Source organism: Mycobacterium noviomagense (assembly GCF_010731635.1).
Lineage (GTDB): Bacteria > Actinomycetota > Actinomycetes > Mycobacteriales > Mycobacteriaceae > Mycobacterium > Mycobacterium noviomagense.
Window position 1 is genome coordinate 1,780,685 of record NZ_AP022583.1, and the last position, 16,760, is coordinate 1,797,444.

At 66.4% G+C, this 16,760-nt stretch carries 10 protein-coding genes; 1 reads left to right on the forward strand and 9 read right to left on the reverse strand.

Going from position 1 to position 16,760, the window contains the following annotated elements; genetic code table 11:
- Nucleotides 1-89: 89 nt before the first annotated feature.
- On the reverse strand, nucleotides 90-1,556 hold the full coding sequence (locus G6N15_RS08170; RefSeq protein ID WP_083088188.1) for a glutamate synthase subunit beta: 1,467 nt from the start codon (nucleotides 1,554-1,556) through the stop codon (nucleotides 90-92).
- Nucleotides 1,549-6,132 carry a glutamate synthase large subunit gene (gene gltB / locus G6N15_RS08175; RefSeq protein WP_083088187.1) on the reverse strand — a complete coding sequence of 1,528 codons (4,584 nt, stop codon included), beginning with the start codon at nucleotides 6,130-6,132 and terminating at the stop codon, nucleotides 1,549-1,551. Before gltB ends, G6N15_RS08170 begins: the two co-directional genes overlap by 8 nt.
- Nucleotides 6,133-6,545: 413 nt before the next feature.
- Here gltB and G6N15_RS08180 point away from each other — a divergent pair, with 413 nt between their 5' ends.
- Entirely contained in the window at nucleotides 6,546-7,694 is a 1,149-nt protein-coding gene (locus G6N15_RS08180) for a MinD/ParA family ATP-binding protein (protein ID WP_179961795.1), read from the forward strand.
- Nucleotides 7,695-7,704: 10 nt separating this feature from the next.
- On the opposite strand, the gene G6N15_RS08185 is transcribed toward G6N15_RS08180, so the two are convergent.
- The 7 genes from G6N15_RS08185 to G6N15_RS08215 form a co-directional block, all read right to left on the reverse strand.
- A complete protein-coding gene (locus G6N15_RS08185) occupies nucleotides 7,705-8,124 on the reverse strand; it encodes an SRPBCC family protein (RefSeq protein ID WP_083088216.1) in 420 nt (139 codons plus the stop codon).
- A 57-nt stretch (nucleotides 8,125-8,181) separates the two neighbouring features.
- Nucleotides 8,182-9,066, reverse strand: coding sequence for an RNA polymerase sigma factor SigI (gene sigI, locus G6N15_RS08190; protein WP_083088185.1), 885 nt, complete (start codon nucleotides 9,064-9,066; stop codon nucleotides 8,182-8,184).
- Between the two features lie 117 nt (nucleotides 9,067-9,183).
- Nucleotides 9,184-11,034 (reverse strand): type VII secretion AAA-ATPase EccA, encoded by a 1,851-nt coding sequence (eccA, locus tag G6N15_RS08195; protein ID WP_083088184.1) that lies wholly within the window; start codon nucleotides 11,032-11,034, stop codon nucleotides 9,184-9,186.
- A 3-nt stretch (nucleotides 11,035-11,037) separates the two neighbouring features.
- Nucleotides 11,038-12,570 (reverse strand): type VII secretion protein EccE, encoded by a 1,533-nt coding sequence (eccE, locus tag G6N15_RS08200; RefSeq protein WP_083088183.1) that lies wholly within the window; start codon nucleotides 12,568-12,570, stop codon nucleotides 11,038-11,040.
- Entirely contained in the window at nucleotides 12,567-14,228 is a 1,662-nt protein-coding gene (mycP, locus tag G6N15_RS08205) for a type VII secretion-associated serine protease mycosin (protein WP_083088182.1), read from the reverse strand. The genes eccE and mycP overlap by 4 nt, the downstream gene beginning before the upstream one ends.
- A complete protein-coding gene (eccD, locus tag G6N15_RS08210; protein WP_083088181.1) occupies nucleotides 14,225-15,709 on the reverse strand; it encodes a type VII secretion integral membrane protein EccD in 1,485 nt (494 codons plus the stop codon). The genes mycP and eccD overlap by 4 nt, the downstream gene beginning before the upstream one ends.
- Entirely contained in the window at nucleotides 15,709-16,734 is a 1,026-nt protein-coding gene (locus G6N15_RS08215) for a MinD/ParA family ATP-binding protein (RefSeq protein ID WP_197910682.1), read from the reverse strand. The genes eccD and G6N15_RS08215 overlap by 1 nt, the downstream gene beginning before the upstream one ends.
- Between the last annotated feature and the right edge of the window lie 26 nt (nucleotides 16,735-16,760).

Consider the following 16,760-nt stretch of genomic DNA (forward strand, 5'->3'; position numbering starts at 1 on the left):
ACACCCGGCCATTAGACACCCCCCATGCTGGCAAACGGTGTAAGGCGCGCCGATCGATATTCGGCATGTTGCCTATGTTACCAGAGTGACTAGCGTTGCGGCGCGGCAGTTGGCTTGATCGGCGCCGGGAGCGCGCTGCGGCCCATCAGATAGCGGTCCACCGCCGCTGCGGCGGCCCGACCCTCGGCGATCGCCCAGACGATCAACGACTGGCCACGACCCATGTCGCCGGCAACGAACACCCCGGGCACGGAGGTCTCGAACTCGTCGCCGCGGGCCACGTTTCCGCGCTCGGTGAACTCGACTCCGAGGTCCGTGAGCAGTCCCGGCTTCTCGGGCCCGACGAAGCCCATCGCCAGCAACACGAGGTCGGCTTCCAGCTCGAAATCGGAGCCGTCGACCTTGACGAACTTGCCGTCCTGCATGCGCACCTCGTGCGCCTTCAGCGCGGTGACATGGCCGTCGCGGCCCACGAATTCCTCGGTGTTGACCGAGAACACCCGCTCTCCGCCCTCTTCGTGCGCGGCCGACACCCGGTACATCAGCGGGTAGGTCGGCCACGGCGTCGACTCGGCGCGGGTGTCCGGCGGTCGCGGCATGATCTCGAACTGGTGCACGCTGATGGCACCCTGGCGGTGCACGGTGCCCAAGCAGTCGGCGCCGGTGTCCCCGCCGCCGATGATGACGACCTTCTTGCCCTTGGCGGTGATCGGCGGCTCCCCGTCGGGACCCAGCACGTCGTCACCTTCTTGGACTCGGTTGGCCCACGGCAGGAATTCCATCGCCTGGTGAATGCCATCCAGGTCACGGCCGGGAATGGGCAGGTCGCGCCAGGCGGTCGCGCCGCCGGCCAGCACCACCGCGTCGAAGTCGGCGCGCAACTGTTCGGCGCTGATGTCGACACCGACGTTCACGCCGGCCCGAAACTCGGTGTCCTCGGCTTCCATTTGCGCCAGCCGGCGGTTCAGGTGGCGCTTTTCCATCTTGAACTCGGGGATGCCGTAGCGCAGCAGCCCTCCGATGCGGTCGTCGCGCTCGAAGACCGTCACGCTGTGGCCGGCGCGGGTGAGTTGCTGCGCCGCGGCCAGACCGGCCGGGCCCGAGCCCACCACCGCGACCGTCCTTCCGGTCAGCTTGTCCGGGGGCAGCGGAACGACCCAGCCTTCGTCGAAGGCCTTGTCGATGATCTCCAGCTCGATCTGCTTGATCGTCACCGGATCCTGGTTGATGCCAAGCACACAGGCCGGCTCGCAGGGCGCCGGGCACAGCCGTCCGGTGAAGTCGGGGAAGTTGTTGGTGGCGTGCAGCCGCTCGATCGCATCACGCCAACGGCCCCGACGCACCAGGTCATTCCATTCCGGGATCAGGTTGCCCAACGGACATCCGTTGTGGCAGAACGGGATCCCGCAATCCATGCAGCGGGTGGCCTGCTGCTGCAGCACCCCGTGATCGAAGTCTTCGTAGACCTCTTTCCAGTCACGCAGGCGCAAATCCACCGGGCGGCGCTTGGGCAACTCGCGGTGGGTGTACTTCAGGAAGCCCTTCGGGTCAGCCATGCGCGGCCGCCATGATCGCCTGGTCGACGTCGGCGCCGTCCCTTTCCGCTTCGGCGATCGCCTGCAGGACGCGTTTGTAGTCGAGCGGCATCACCTTGGCGAAGTGCCGGTGCTCGGACGCCCAGTCGGAGAGGATGCGTTGCCCGACAGTGGAATCGGTGTTGTCGACGTGCGACTGGATCATGCCGTGCAGCCAGTCCAGGTCATCCTCGTCGAGGCCCTCGAGCTGCACCATTTCAGTGTTCAGATTCCCGGGCAACGCGCCGTCGGGGTCGTAGACATAGGCCACGCCGCCCGACATTCCGGCCGCGAAGTTGCGCCCGGTACGGCCGAGGACGACGACCTTGCCGCCGGTCATGTACTCGCAGCCGTGGTCCCCGACGCCTTCGACCACCGCGTGGACTCCGGAGTTACGAACCGCGAACCGTTCGCCGACCACCCCGCGTAAGAACGCCTCGCCGCCCGTGGCGCCGAACAGGGCGACATTGCCGCCGATGATGTTGTCCTCGGCGACATAGTCCTCCGGCGCGTTGTCGGAGGGTCGCACCACGATCCGCCCACCGGACAGGCCCTTGCCGACGTAGTCGTTGGCGTCGCCGTAGACCCGCAGCGTGATGCCTTTCGACACGAACGCCCCGAAGCTGTTGCCCGCGGAGCCGTCGAACGTGATGTCGATGGTGCCGTCGGGAAGACCTTGCCCGCCATAAGCTTTGGTCACCTCGTGACCGAGCATGGTGCCCACGGTGCGGTTGACATTGGAGATCGTCGTGGAGAACCGCACTGGCGTCCCGGAATCCAGCGCCTCCCGGCTCATCACGATCAACTGCTGGTCCAACGCCTTGTCCAGCCCGTGGTCCTGGCTGGAGCTGCAGTAGAGATCTTGGTTCATGAAAGGCGACTCAGGTTCGTGCAGCACCGGTGCCAGGTCCAGCTTGTGCGCCTTCCAGTGCGCCCGCGCCAGCGTGGTATCCAGCGCGTTCACTTGACCGATAGCCTCGTTGAGGGTGCGGAAACCCAACTGGGCCATGTATTCGCGCACTTCCTCGGCGATGAACATGAAGAAGTTCTCGACGAACTCCGGCTTGCCGGTGAACCGCTGCCGCAGCACCGGGTTCTGGGTGGCCACCCCGACGGGGCAGGTGTCCAGGTGACAGACGCGCATCATGATGCAGCCGGTGACCACCAGCGGCGCGGTCGCGAACCCGAATTCCTCGGCGCCCAGCAGCGCGGCGATCATTACGTCGCGGCCGGTCTTCAGCTGCCCGTCGACCTGGACCACGATCCGGTCCCGTAACCCGTTGAGCAGCAAGGTTTGCTGCGTCTCAGCGAGGCCAAGCTCCCACGGCGCGCCGGCGTGCTTCATCGACGTCAGCGGGGTGGCGCCGGTACCGCCGTCGTGTCCGGAGATCAGCACCACGTCGGCGTGGGCCTTGGACACGCCAGCGGCAACGGTGCCGACACCGTTCTCGGCGACCAGTTTGACGTGGATGCGGGCCTGCGGGTTGGCGTTTTTGAGGTCGTGGATCAGCTGTTTCAAGTCCTCGATGGAGTAGATGTCGTGGTGCGGCGGCGGGGAGATCAGTCCCACGCCCGGTGTCGAGTGGCGCACCTCGGCGATCCACGGATACACCTTGCCGCCCGGAAGCTGGCCGCCCTCACCGGGTTTCGCGCCTTGGGCCATCTTGATCTGGATGTCGGTGCAGTTGGTCAGGTAGTGCGAGGTGACGCCGAACCGGGCCGAGGCCACCTGTTTGATCGCGCTGCGGCGCCAGTCGCCTCCTGCGTCGCGGTCGTAGCGGCTGACGTGCTCGCCGCCCTCACCGCAGTTGGACCGCCCACCGAGGCGGTTCATCGCGATCGCCAGCGTCTCGTGCGCCTCGGCGGAGATCGAGCCGTAGCTCATCGCTCCGGTGGCGAAGCGCTTGACGATCTCGCTGGCCGGTTCGACTTCCTCCAACGGAACGGGCGGGCGCACACCGGCTTTGAACTTCAGCAGTCCACGCAGCGACGCCATCCGCTCGCTCTGGTCGTCGACCAGCTGCGTGTATTCCTTGAAGATCTTGTACTGCCCGGTCCGCGTGGAGTGCTGCAGCTTGAAGACGGTGTCCGGGTTGAACAGGTGGTATTCGCCCTCGCGGCGCCACTGGTACTCCCCACCCACCTCGAGTTCGCGGTGAGCGCGCTCGTTCGGACGGTCCAAGAACGCCAATGAGTGGCGGACGGCGACGTCGGCGGCAATGTCGTCGAGCGTGATGCCACCGGTGGGACAGGCGAGCCCGGTGAAGTATTCGTCGAGCACCGCCTCGGAGATCCCGACGGCTTGGAACAGTTGCGCACCGGTGTAGGAGGCCAGCGTCGAGATACCCATCTTCGACATCACTTTCAGCACACCCTTGCCGGCGGCCTTGATGTAGTTGCGCAGCGCCGTCTCGCGGTCGAAGCCCTCCAGCACTCCGCGGTCGAGCATGTCCTCGATCGATTCGAACGCCATGTACGGGTTGATGGCGGCCGCCCCGAAGCCGAGCAGCATGGCCATGTGGTGCACCTCGCGGGCATCACCGGACTCGACGACCAATCCGACTTGGGTGCGGGTGCGTTCGCGCACCAGGTGGTGATGCACCGCCGAGACGGCCAGCAGCGACGGGATCGGAGCCATCGTCTCGTCGGATTCACGGTCGGACAAGATGATGATCCGTGCGCCGTCGGCGATGGCCGCCGAGGTCTGCGCGCGCACCTCGTCGAGTGCGGCTTTCAGACCTGTGCCGCCCTCGGCCACCGGGTACAGGCAGCGAATTACCTTGGAGCGCAAGCCCAGCCGCCGGCCATTGACCTTCACGTCGGGGTCGAGGTTGACCAGCTTGGCCAATTCGTGGTTGCGCAGGATCGGCTGCGTCAACTGGATCTGGTGACAGGACTTCTCGTCCGGGTTGAGCAGGTCGCCTTCCGGTCCGATCGTGTGCTGCAGGCTGGTCACCACCTCTTCGCGGATGGCGTCCAGCGGCGGGTTGGTCACCTGGGCGAACAGCTGGTGGAAGTAATCGAACAGCATCCGGGGCCGCTGCGAGAGCACCGCGACCGGGGTGTCGGTGCCCATCGACCCGATCGGCTCAGCGCCGGTGCGCGCCATCGGCGCGACCAGCAGGTTGAGCTCCTCGTAGGTGTAACCGAACACCAACTGGCGCAACACGATTCGGTGGTGCGGCATCCGCACGTAGTTGCCTTGCGGCAGTTTGTCCAGCGGCACCAAGCCCCTATCGAGCCACTGTTGGTAGGGGTGCTCGGCGGCGAGCTCGGCCTTGATTTCCTCGTCGGAGACGATGCGGCCCTGAGCGGTGTCGACCAAAAACATCCGGCCCGGCTGCAGCCGCATCCGCCGCACCACCGTCGACGGGTCGAGGTCGAGCACACCGGCCTCGGAGGCCATCACCACCAGCCCGTCGTCGGTCACCCAAATCCGCGACGGCCGTAGGCCGTTGCGATCGAGCACCGCACCCACGATGGTGCCGTCGGTGAACGTCATCGACGCCGGGCCGTCCCACGGCTCCATCAACGAGGCGTGGTACTGGTAGAACGCACGGCGCGCAGGATCCATGGACTCGTGGCGCTCCCACGCTTCGGGGATCATCATCAGCACCGCATGCGCCAGGCTGCGCCCACCCAGGTGCAGCAACTCGAGCGCCTCGTCGAAGCGCGCGGTGTCCGAAGCGCCAGGCGTGCAGATCGGGAACAACTTCTCGACGTCGTCGTAGGAGCCGAAGATGTCGGTGTGGATCAACGCTTCTCGGGCGCGCATCCAGTTCTCGTTGCCGGTGACGGTGTTGATCTCGCCGTTGTGGGCGATGCGCCGGAACGGATGTGCCAACGGCCACGACGGGAACGTGTTCGTGGAGAACCGCGAATGCACGATGCCCAGCGCGCTTTCGAGCCGCTCGTCTTGCAGGTCAAGATAGAACGCCTTGAGCTGCGGCGTGGTCAGCATCCCCTTGTAGACGAAGGTCTGACCGGAAAGGCTTGGGAAATAAACGGTTTCGCGACCGGGGCCGTCCTGCCCCGGGCCCTTGGTGCCCAGTTCGTGTTCGGCGCGCTTGCGGATCACATATGCGCGGCGCTCCAGCGTCATACCCGAAGCGCCGGCGATGAACAGCTGCCGGAAAGTGGGCATCGCGTCGCGGGAAAGCGCGCCCAGCGAGGAGTCGTCGGTGGGCACGTCGCGCCAGCCGAGCGTTTGCAGGCCTTCGGCTTCGACGATCTTCTCCACCGCCGCGCACGCCGCTGCGGCGTCTTTGGAGGATTGCGGCAAGAACGCGATTCCGGTGGCGTAGCTGCCGGCGGGCGGCAGTTCGAACTCGACCACCGACCGCAGGAACCGGTCGGGAACCTGGATCAGGATGCCGGCCCCGTCACCGCTGTGCGGCTCGGCGCCTTGGGCGCCGCGGTGCTCGAGGTTGAGCAGCGCGGTGATCGCCTTGTCCACGATGTCGCGGCTACGGCGGCCATGCATGTCCACGACCATGGCCACCCCGCACGAGTCATGCTCGAATGCGGGGTTGTACAGGCCGACGCGGTTGGGCGCCATTCCCACCTGACCCTTCACGAAAACTTTCTGCGCGGCATATGAACGGCTCCGTCGGCGCCGCGCCCCTTGAGTTGCGGGCTAGGCCCCTTCGGTCTTGTCGATACGGTGGTCACCAATCGGTGATGATCCGGTCAGGGGATGCGTCCGTGCAGCGCTGAACGGTGGCCCTGGACCCGGTCTCGACAAGTCGTAAAACGATATGACAAAAACCGCCTGACATGCCAACTTCGTCAATAGTAACCGTTCGGCGAAGTGGTCGTCCCGAACGCGTTTTTACTGCGACGCCCGTCACGTCCGCGGCAATGGCAGCTGGTCACGGGCCGCGTGGCAGCGGGTGACCGATACTGGTCGCATGCCCCACGTTGCCGATAGGCCGCAGCGCCTTTCTGCACCGAGCCCACCGCGGGAAGTCGATGAGCGAGCCTGACGACTTCCTGAGGGACCGGCTGCGTCCCGCGTCGCCTGGCGCCCCGCCTCCGGCGCAGCCGCCGCGCGCCCAGACACAACATCAGCCGACGATGCCGCTGCCGGCGTACCCGCCGCCGGCGCGTCCCCGTCCAACGGCGGCCCCTCCCCCGCCGGGTCCGGCTACGGTCCCGCACCGCCCTTCACCCGCGTGGAGACCGGCGCCGCCTAGGGCGGCCGCCCGTCCGGCGCGCCCGGAGCCCACCCGAGGCTGGCGACACCTCGTGCTCATGGCGACGTTCGGCTTGGTCAACCTCGGGCCCTCGGCGCAGGAGCGCCAAGAGGCCCAGTTCGAATCGGCCGTCCGGTCCGTCCTGCGCGGCAACTACAAGGTGGGCGTCTTGGGTAAGGGCGGTGTCGGGAAGACCACTGTGGCGGCCAGCGTCGGCTCGATCTTCGCCGAGCTGCGCCGGCAGGACCGGGTGGTCGCCGTCGACGCCGACACCGCCTTCGGCCGGCTCGCTAGCCGGATCGACCCTCGGACCCAGAGCTCGTATTGGGAGCTGGCCGCAGACAAGAACCTGCGGTCGTTCGCCGATGTGCGCGCCCGGGTGGGCACCAATTCCGCTGGGCTTCATGTGCTAGCCGGCGATTCGCCCACTGGCCGGCGTCGTGTGCTCGACCCGGCCATCTACCGGGAAGCCGCGTTACGACTGGACCGCCATTTCACGATTTCGATCATCGATTGCGGGTCGACGATGGACGCGCCGGTCACCCAGGAGGCGCTGCGCGACCTGGACGCGCTGATCGTGGTGTCGTCGCCGTGGGCCGACGGCGCATCGGCGGCGGCACAGACCATGGAGTGGCTGGCTGAGCACGGCCGCACCGGTCTGCTGCAGCGCAGCGTGGTGGTGCTCAACGATTCCGACGGGCACGCGGATAGGCGCACCCGGTCGCTCTTGGCGCGCCAGTTCACCGACCGTGGACAAAAGGTGGTCGAGGTGCCGTTCGACCCGCACTTGCGGCCCGGTGGCGTCATCGACGTGCGCAGCGAGATGGCCCCGGCGACGCGACGCCGGTTTCTGGAGATCGCGGCGACGGTCGCTCAATATTTCGCGTCGCGGCCAGACAGTGCGCGCAACCGGCTCCCCCCCTGACGACGGGTGGTCACGTAGTTTCGGCGGCGCGCTTCAGCCCGGCGCTCTCCATGCCGAGGTATTCACGGATGCGGGAGCTGGCGATCAGCGAGCCCAGGCACGCCAGCGGACCACTGCCGTTGAACTCCAGGGTCGTCCGCACACGGTCTCCGCTGTCCTCGATCCGATGCACCGCTTCGAAGGTGAGCCCCGGCTGGCTGGCCGCCCAGGTGAAATTGCGCATCGGCTCCAGTTCGGTCACCGTCCACACCATCGGTCGGCCTTTCGGCTGGACCACGCGAGATCGGCTGCCTACCTTGAGCGGGCCGTCGTCGAGGCGCGTGATTTCCCGCATCGACTCGGTCCAGGCCGGCCAGCCCTCCACGTCGACCAACAGCTGCCAGACTCGGTCGGCCGGGGCGTGCACTGTTTCCTCGCACACATAGCGCATGCGCTCATCACCTCCGGCGGGAATCATCTCACCCGTCGTACCGCGGTTGATTACCAATCAGGTCGTGGTGTCGAACGCCGCGATGCGCGCGAACGGATCGACCGTGGCCTCGATTTTGGTGATCAGCTCGTCGCGGATGGTCAGCACGAGGACGGCGAAAAGCCGTCGGCGGGCGAAGGCCAGCAGTACGGGCTGTCCGGCAGGTCCGCTGACCAGTGTCACGCCGGGGCCCAGATATCGCAGCAGGCTGGTGGCGACGGCGTCCGGTCCGTGGTTGACCTGTTGCGGCGGAGCCGGGTCCGCGAGCAGAGTCGCCGCTCCCCAGACCGTCGGGTCGAGCGCCGAAACCAGGGCCTCGAGGTCGCCGTTAGCGCATGCGGTGATGAATTTCTCGGCGACGAGCGCATGCTCAGTCGGGGCCACTTCCGTTAGCTTCGGCCCGGCCTGGCCGAACTTCGCGCGTGCCCGCCGGGCCAGCTGACGGCAGGTGCCGACCGGGCGGCCCACTGTTTCGGCGATCACGTCGAACGGCATCTGGAAAACGTCGTGCAACACGAAGGCGACCCGCTCACCCGGGCTCAGCCGGCGCAACACTTCCAACAGCGCCGCGCGCACCTCGTCGTCGAGCGTGACCCGATCGGCAGGGTCGAGTCGCCGCGTTTGGTTGACCGCTGACTCCTGCTGGTCGATCTCGGCCGGCTGTTCGTAGCGGGCACGCGCCGAGCGCAGCTGGTCGAGGCAGATTCGGCTTGCCACCACCGTCAGCCAGCCGCGCACGTCGTCGATGTGCTCCGGATCGGTGCGCGACAGCCGCAGAAACGCTTCTTGCGCAACGTCTTCGGCGTCGCCGACGTCGCCGAGCATCTGGTAGGCCAGATTGACCAGATACGGGCGATGGTGACGCCAGGCCTCGGTGACCTGATCGCGCGGTGACTGGCTCATGTATTCACGACGATCCAGGGTCAGAAAAAGTTACAGGTCATCGCTCGAACTTTCCCACCGTCACCGTGACCTGGCTCTACCCTGGCCATGCCCGCTCCTCAAGCATCGGCGCTGCGGTCAAAGCACTATCGGCACATGCTTTTCCGCGCAGGCGTCCATTACCGCGGCGACGACGTCCTGGGTGCGAACTGTCTCCAGGTCTTCCACCGTCACTGAGCCTTTATTGGTGCGGTGCATGGCAGCGACCCGCGAGTCGCGGAGCCGCTCTGCGCGCTCGACTACATTTCGCGCGAAACGCCCGTTTTGCATGATGTCGATCCCGTGCCTGCCGTCGGGCCCCAGGTAAGCGCGCAGCATCGTGCATGCCACGTTGAGCGCTTCGCGGGCGCTGGGCTCGATCACTGTCGCGCGGGGCTCACCGTAGCGGACCGCGATTTCCACCAATTCGTCGGGACTGTACGACTCGAAGCGCAGCTTCCGGTTGAACCGGCCAGCCAAACCCGGGTTGACCGTGAGGAATTCGTCGACTTCCTTCTCATATCCGGCCCCGATGAAGCAGAAGTCGAACCGATGCACCTCGAGGGCAATCATCAGCTGGTTGACCGCTTCCATGCCGATCATGTCCGGCCGGCCGTCTTGGTGACGTTCCACCAACGAATAAAACTCGTCCATGAACAAAATCCGGCCCAGCGAGCGGTTGATCAGCTCGTTGGTCTTCGGGCCCGACGCCCCGATGTGCTCACCACAGAAATCGGCGCGCTTGACTTCGATGATCTCGGGGTGGCGCACAATCCCTAACCCCGCGAAGATCTTTCCCAATGCCTCGGCGGTGGTGGTCTTACCGGTACCAGGCGGCCCTACCAAAAGCATATGGTTCGTTTGGTTGGTCACCGGCAATCCCGCAGCCAACCGCAGCGCGCGCACCTCGATCTGGTCCTCGAGTTCGGCGACTGCCCTTTTGACTTCGGCCAACCCCACCTGGTTGTTGAGCAGCTCCCGTCCCTCCGCAAGAAGCTCCTCACGCCGCCCTTTGTTTTCTTCCTCACGGCGCTGATCCTCGGAGCGCTCGGTGGTGACGTCCCATTTGTTGGTCCGGCTGTTGATCGTTTCTTCGTCGGTGATCACCAGTTGCAGTGCCGGGTCAGCGAGTGCCTGCTTGGCCGGTTCGATCAGCGCGCCGTTGATCGTCGCCTTCGACAGCCAGATCTCCGCTTTGTCCTGCTCACCGAGCTGGCGGTGAGCCATCCCGCGCACATAGGCCAAATCGGCTGCTATCAACGGGAATTCGTTGGGATCGATGGCGGTAACCGCTGTGTCCACCACCTGATGACGCCGCCATTCCCGCGGCCCGCCGTGCCCGATGCGCACTTCGACCCGGTCCGTCCAGTCCAGCGCGACACGTCCTTGCCCGAGATGTACGGCGGCATGTGCGGCCAGCGCATTGGTCCCTGCGGTGACTGCGGACATGATGATGGCTTGTGGCGGCAGGATGCTGGCGGCGATCGAAATCACGTCGGGCCAACGCTGGGTGGCGAACATCAGGTAGGCCCGGATGTACTGCTGCCACTGGTGGTTCTCCCAGCTGTCCAACAGAGACGAATCGGCCAGCAGCGCTGCGGCTTTCTCGTACTGGCGGTCATCGATCAGCGCGCTCGCCAAGGCCAGGCCGGCATGCGATGCCTCGGTCACCGAGATCGACAAGTACGGTCCGGCCTTGATCGCTGCCGACAGGTGCACCCCGAGCCGGTTGGTCTCCCGGTGGAGTCGGGCACCGTAGGCGTAGAGCTCCTGCAACGTCGACAACGAGTCGTCCCCGGCCGCGATCCGGCCCAGCCAGGCATCTGCCATCGACGGGTCGATCTCGGTTGCCTGCCGAAACAACGCCTGCGCGGCGTCGAGGTCGGAGCCGAACAACTCCATCGCCTGGTCGAACCGCTTTCGGGCGGCGACCGTCTCGGTGCTGGTCATCGTCTAATCCACCGACTCGAGCTCGGAGGTCCTCAAAACCGTCGGCTCTGAGGATACGTAACGGTTTTCGGCCCGGAACAGCTCGACCTCCACGGTATACACGTGGCCGGCCGCCTTCACTTCTACGGTGGCCGGACCGATTTGCGTGATCAACACATCGGCGGATCCGCGGTAGGGCCCCCCGGGTTCCCCGACGGAAATCAGCGTGTTGGGCCGCGGTGCGGGCATGACGGTGCCATCGACGACGCTGACGGTGGTGCCTGCGGCGGGCCGTACCCGGCTGTCCACGGCGATATCCGGCATCCGAAGACTCGCCCACCGCTGCAAGTCTCGAGTATGCACGGTCACCCGTTCCCCAGCACCGGCCAACCGCAGCACAATTCGTTTGGCCAGCGAGTCCTCCGCGGCGATGTGCACTCGGCTGAACTCGCCCGGGTCGTCAAGCGGCAGCATCAGCCGGTTGCCGGCGCCGACCTTGCCGAGCAGCACACCCGACGGCCCGACCGGGACAACGAGCGAACGAGGCAGCGGGCCACGGTGCACGCCGCGCAACGGCGGCATCGGACCACACAGGTTCGCCGCAATCGCCTGCGTCTGCTCCCCCGGCAAGGTGCGCAGCATGACGCTCGGCGGAGCGGTTGGCGGCTGCGCGTCGCGCACGGTCACCGTCGCCATGGCCGCGCCGTCGCTGAACAACGTGACGTTCTGGACGATCCCGTCAGCGCGCAGCGACCAGGCATGCGCCAGGTTCTCCGCGCTGATGTCGCTCGGCCGGTACCAATAGGTGGTCAACCAGCCGCCGTCGCCGCGGGCGGTGCGCCAGCGCTGGTTTCGCGGGTTGAGCGCGGACCGTCCCAGCCGGCGCTCCAGCTCGGCGATGTCGGTGGCGGTTGCGACCTTGGCGCGGATGCCATGTTGGCGCATCGCTGCGCTGATCCGCTGCCCGGCAGCCAGGGTCCCGGTGCCGATCGAGGTGCGCCACTGCAGCGCTTCGGCGTTGGAGACCGCCGCCACCCGGACGATCAGCCAGGTTTCCCGCTGCCCGGCGTACGGCGGGGTGCCGATCAGTGTGTCGTAGACCCTTGGGTAGTCGCCCGTGCTGCGCCGGCGGGCGCCGGCGGTGACCACACTCAGCGAATCGATCGTCAAACCGAGGCTCTGCCGCAGCAGCGGCAGCAGATCCGCGATGTCGACAGTGTTTTCGGTATACGTTGCGGTCGATCCGGTGAAAAGCGTTGGCATGTGGGCTTTGCCGAGCAGCTGGACCGCGACCACCGCGACACCGTCCTGGTAGCGCACACCGCCGCCGGTGCGGTCGTTGGCGACCGTGATCGGTTCGCTCCACTCGATCGCTCGACCACGCTGGCGCCAGAGGATCAGCCAGTACCACAGCTGATGCCCGCGCCAGCGGATCACCCCGACCGCCACTGAAAGAACCAAACCTATTGCAGCACCGGGGTATCCACCGATGCTCCACCCGATCAGGCCGGCGGCCAGGATGCCGACGATGATCGCCAGCTTCGTCGTCGCCGTCATCGCGCCCGCCGAGCCCGCGCGATCAGCCAGGCGAACATGACCGCGGCCACCACTACACCGGCAAAGGCTAACGCCACATTTCGGGCGCGGTGATCCGGCGGTGGCGGCGGTGCGGCCGGCGTGATCACCCGGGTCTGCGCGCCGGGCGCAACCTTGTCGCCCGGGGGCACATTGAAGGTCAGCGCTGCGACCGGGTCCACAACGCCGTACCCGACTTGATTGTCAACTCCGCGCGGCGGATTATGCGCGGTCTGCAGAATGCGGTTGACGACCTGGTGTGCGGTCAACTCGGGATACTTGGCGCGCACGAGCGCGGCTACGCCGCTTACGTATGCCGCCGAGAAGCTGGTGCCCCAGAACGGCATGTTTTTTTCGCCCGGGCGGATCGGCGGGTAGGCATTGGCCGGTCCCCCGGTTTCCGGTGACAACCCCATGATGCCGACGCCAGGCGCCGCGGCGGCTATCCAGGGTCCGGTGAGGCTCTTGTTGATCGGAGCGCCGGTGTTGTCCACCGCGCCCACCGAGAGCACGTAGTCGGAGAACCACGACGGCGACGACACTGTCTTGACCTGATGCCAGTCCCGCGGATCGGACGGGTCCAACGGGTCGAACGACGGGTTCTGGGCGCACTCGTCTTCGCCCTCGTTGCCGGCAGCCGCGACGATCACCGCGTCCTTCACGGTCGCCGCGTACCAGACGGCGGCGCCGATGGCACTTTGGTCCAGCGGATCTCCTGCCGGCACGCAGGAGGTGACGCTGACGTTGATCACCTTGGCGCCCATGTTCGCCGCGTGGACGATGGCGCTGGCCAGGGTGGCGACGGTCCCTGCCTTTTTGCGGGCCTCCATGTCAGCGCCGCCCGGGTTCGCCGGCTCGTAGGCACGCGACGATTGCCGGATCGAGATGATCGTCGCGTGCGGCGCCACCCCGACGACCCCATCCGGTGCGCCCGGTGGCGGGGGCGGTACCTCGGGATCCTCCGGTTGGTCGGGAGTGGGATCCCCTGGGGCATTTGACGGTTCGTCGGCCGGCGGAGGTGGCGGCGGTGGTGGCGGGGCAGGTTTGATCTCGGTGATAGTCACCGGCGGCGGTGGTGGCGGCGGGGCCGGCGGAGGCGGGGGTGCGCCCGGCGGCGGTGGCGCCGCGTCGGTTGCGGGCGGGCCCGCCGGCGGGGGGAAAGCCGGAACCGCGGGCATCGGCGCAGGCATCGGTGTTCCCTGCGGTGCGGCACCGACCAGGGAAGCCACGATGGTGCCGTGCGCATCGCAGTCCATCAAGCCGTCCCCGCTCATGATGTAGTCGCCGCCGGGTACCACAGGTAGGCGATGACTGGGGTTGACGCCGGTATCGATGACCGCGACCGGTACTCCGTTACCCGTCGAGTATTGCCAGGCCTTGCTGATATTGAGCATGGTGAAACCGGGTGCGGTCACGCCCACATTCGGTTCAGCCACCGTGATGGTTCGCGCGCAGATGTTGCTTTGCCGCATCGGCTGATCGGGGCCGGGCTTGCCGTCCGGCGGTACTCGGCCAGGGTCGATCGTCGGCGGTGGAATGGCTTGAGCTACCGGCAGATTCGTGGATAGCCCGACGAGAAGTCCGGTCATCATCATCGCCGAAACGCGCTTGATCAACGTCCGTGAGGCCGTCGGCGTCATCGCATCCGCACCCAGGTGAACAGCCCGCCGATCCACGCGGCCAGAGGCAAGGCGGTGATGATCGCCACGATTTCCAGCCATTCGGCGACCATCCTCACCAGCGGGGTGAACCGGGTGATCGGCACCAGCAGCGCGGCGACCAGGCCCGCGCCTCCGAAAGCGATCAGGGCCAGCGCGCCCCACAGCACCGGCTCCCCTGATGTCGCGGGCGCGTTCAGCACGTACTTCAGGACGCCGACACAGACGGCGGCGACCGCCCCGCACACCAGCGCGATGGCCTGACGTTTGTCGGCGAACGCACGTCCGCGGCTGATGAAGATCAGCACGAACAGACCGGCGAGCACCGCCGCAGCCATGCTGCGGCCCCGACCCGGCATCAGGGTGGCCCACACCGCCGCGGGCAGCGCCAACCCTGCGGCAGCGCAGATTCCCGTCAGCACGTTGTTGGCGCGGATCGCAGCCGCGGCAATCTGTTGGCCGCGCGGCGTGGTGTCGGCGTTCACCTCGTCCTCGGCGCCTTCTTCCACGGGCGCCACGGCGTCGGCGGGCAAACCAGGGCTGCGACGGAAGAGGTCGCGCCCGGTGATCGACCCGAAATATGGTGGCCGGATTCGCGCGGCCCACAGCGAGATCGTCGGCGCCATGGTCAGCAGGAACAGCAGCGCCACCAACGTGCACATGCCGAGCCACTGAGCCGGAACCGGCCGCCACATCCGGACAGCCGCCACTACGCCGCCCAGCGCGCACAAGGTCGCAATCGTCGACGCCACGTTGACATGCCGTCGGGTCAAAACCGCTATGCCGCAAGTCAGCACGGCCAACGCGAGAGCGGCGATGAACAGATGCGCCGACCCCAGGTCACCGGGGGCGGCGGCGCCGAGACTGACCGCGAGCAAGGGCACCGCTATCCAGCCGAACGCGTCGAGCATGTCGGTCCGGTGCGGCCACCATCGCCACACCACACCTGCCCCGCCGCCGGCCAGCAGCCCGGGAACGCCGGTGACGATGCTCGGCACCAGCGAGTCGGTGGCGTGCCGATTGCGGACAGCGAACACCAGAACGGTCAGGCAGACCATCGCCAGGATGGCCAACGCGGTATGCACCGCCGTATCAGCCGAGACAGGTTCGAACAGTTTCTTGCCGATCCTGGCCAGTGCGGTGGACAACGACTCGTACTGGGGCTCGAAGGAATCCCCTTCGGCGGCGGGAACCAGGACCAGGGTGGCGCCGTCCTCGACGCCGAGTTCATCGAGGGTTTTCGTGACGTCCAGCCGGACACCGTTGGCTTTGTGGAGTTCGTAGCCCCTGCCGAGTTCGAGCCCGGGCAGACCGCGGCGTTTGAGCTCCTCGTCGAGCAGTTCGACGACGTTGTCGATGAACATCTCCACGGGCACCGACGCGGGATACACCTGTGACACCAGGTGGTCCCCACATACAACCGCAACGGCGCAGCGTGCCGGAAATGAGACCTTCGCTGCCATTAACGTGGCCTATCGGCGTCCGGAATGTATTTGTCCGCAATTGCCGCGGTAATTTCGAACAGGCGCAACCGCGTCTTTTTCTTCAATTCGTGCTGCGTGTCGATTATCCCGCCCTTCGCGAGGTGCGGGTCATACGGCATAAATTCGACTGTTGCTCCTGATTTTCCGAAACGCTCGGTGAGATATGCTCGCGCGTCGGCGTCGTATTCATTGCGGCTGTCGTTGAGGATGACCATGCTGCGCGAAACCAGTTCGTGGTAGCCCATCGAGCGCAGCAGGTCGATCGCGCGGGTCACCGGCAGCGACGTGTCGGCGGTCAGGCCGGACACGAATACCAGTGTGTCGCAGGTGTCGAACACGGCTTTCATGACCGGGTGCTCCAGGTCGTCGGACGTATCGACCACGATCACGGTATGGGTGCGGCGCAGCCGCGACAGCACCCCGGTGAACATGGACGGCACCAATGGCCGCGGCTGGTCCGATGCGCGGTTTCCAGCAAGCACGTCCAGCCCAAGGTTGTTTTGCCCCAGGTGTTCTCGGATGTCGGCGTAGCCCTGCACGTCGGTGTCGTTCAGCACGGCGGTGTAGTCGCCGGGCGGGTTTTCGTCAATGCGACCGGCGAGGGTTCCGAACCCGGGTGCGGCGTCAATGGCCACCACGTTCTCCGGCCGGCACTCCCTGAATACCGCGCCGATGCATGCTGTCAAGGTGGTTTTGCCGACGCCGCCCTTGCCGGAGATCACCCCGATGACGTACTGCTTGCGGATGTGGCGACGGATCCGTTCCTGCAGTTCACGGTAGTGCCGTTCGGCCGGTGACTCGCCTAGGTTAATGGCGTGAAAAGACGCGTTATAGACGAACTTGCGCCATCCTGAACCCGGGGGAATTTTGCGCGGCGCGACCATATCGGAAATCCGCAATGATCCGGATACCGATTCTTCTTGATGGCGCGCAGCCGCCGATTCTACCCGGCCGGGCCTGGGCTGGTCCGCCGAATTCGGTGGCGCGTTCCACGGATTTGTCACGATGCCGATGCTAACATGTGCTGTTT